2 protein-coding genes are annotated in these 1,079 nt (G+C 36.2%); both read left to right on the forward strand.

Annotated features, from left to right (window positions below):
• The coding region (locus OU792_RS18565) for a hypothetical protein (RefSeq protein ID WP_274671058.1) at positions 1-275 on the forward strand (275 nt) is incomplete at its 5' end.
• Between the two features lie 125 nt (positions 276-400).
• Entirely contained in the window at positions 401-733 is a 333-nt protein-coding gene (locus OU792_RS18570) for a hypothetical protein (protein WP_134202499.1), read from the forward strand.
• The last annotated feature ends 346 nt before the right edge of the window (positions 734-1,079 follow it).

Consider the following 1,079-nt stretch of genomic DNA (forward strand, 5'->3'; position numbering starts at 1 on the left):
AGAACTTGGATTATGAAGGAAAGATATGGTCAGGAGAATTGAGTCTAGTTAAGCTCATTCCAATGGGGAAAACCTTAAGAACATCTGTCATTGCTTCTTGGGATCCTTTGTACGAGGAAGATAGAAGTTTGTCCACTTCTCCTTTTCAGTTAAAAATAGGGTTTGAATTGCTTCGATTAAAGAAACCTTTTGAGAATTTGAATAAATCAAAGCTATCTGCAATAGATGAAATAGAAAAGAACGCGTTATCCGAGGCGATTCATTTTGACCAATGAATCCCTTTCAATAGGTAGGCTAGCGCAAAGAAATAAAAATGAGATTTAAATAAAGATTGTATTTAGAAGAAGATATACTATAAAAATAAAGTATTAAAGAGGGGGTCAAAGTTTTTATTTAAACAGTGATTATTGTCCAGAAAAGAATAAATAAAAAAATATATAATTTAAGTTTTTGTAATATGGATTTGATACATAGTCAAAAAAGAGCCTTAGTTTTCTTTTTCTTGGTGCTTTTTCTTTTTGTTGAAAACGAATCATTTTCCTTGACTGTCCAACAAAATTCCGGGCAAGGCAAGGAAGATACAAGTGGCAACAGTCAAGCAAAACAAAGCAATGATGAGATTGAAAAAATGCTGTTGAAAAGAATGAAGGAAGATCAGGGAAAAATGGAACTTTCCAAAAAATCCCTCTCTGGGTGTAAAAGCAAGTTAATTAGGACTAGGTGTAGTTTATAACTACACCTTTCTATCCAAACAAATTTGTAATTTGCTTTTGAAAAATGAAGGTGCAAAAATGAACCAAATGGAAATTCGGAAGAATATGAGGGTGAAGTTGCAAACTTCACCCAGCACCCAACTGAACTTCGGCGATGTTGAAAAGATGCTACGCCTAGGGGGGGTGCCAATCTGATAGCCCTTCTGAATCTGGCGGATATCATCGCCAAGGATTTTCAATCCCGATTTCTATCGGGAGAGAGTCCGGAAGCTTATATGATCTATGCCCTGTATGACAGGGATAGTAACCGCTATGAAGTGGGCAAGAAAGTGCTCAGTAAAAGTGCGGCCAACCAGCATGAGGTAT

The organism is Algoriphagus sp. NF (genome assembly GCF_028823735.1).
Lineage (GTDB): Bacteria > Bacteroidota > Bacteroidia > Cytophagales > Cyclobacteriaceae > Algoriphagus > Algoriphagus marincola.